Source organism: Alkalihalophilus lindianensis, assembly GCF_032843265.1.
Lineage (GTDB): Bacteria > Bacillota > Bacilli > Bacillales > Bacillaceae_D > Alkalihalophilus > Alkalihalophilus lindianensis.
Genome location: NZ_JAWJBA010000467.1, coordinates 1 through 264, shown reverse-complemented (window position 1 = coordinate 264; position 264 = coordinate 1). Strand labels below are relative to the sequence as shown.

The following is a 264-nucleotide window of genomic DNA, read 5'->3' as shown; positions in this document are numbered from 1 at the left end:
CTGGAGGACGCCGACGTGGCGCGCGCCGCAGCCGTGGCGGCGCAGGCGCGCTGCCAGAACAACGGCCAGAGCTGCATCGCCGCCAAGCGCTTCGTCGTCGTGGACGCCGCCTACGACGCCTTCGCCGCCGCCTTCGTGCGCGAGATGGAGTCGCTGCGCGTGGGCGATCCGCTCGACGCAGCCACGCAGGTGGGCCCGCTCGCCCGCGCCGACCTTCGCGACACGCTGGACGAGCAGGTCCACCGCGCCGTGCAGCAGGGCGCC

General features: G+C 75.4%; 1 protein-coding gene. It reads left to right on the top strand.

All coding sequences use genetic code 11. From position 1 onward, the window contains the following. Nucleotides 1-264, top strand: a 264-nt coding sequence (locus RYX56_RS23050; RefSeq protein WP_317124214.1) for an aldehyde dehydrogenase family protein, incomplete at its 3' end; no start/stop codon positions are given.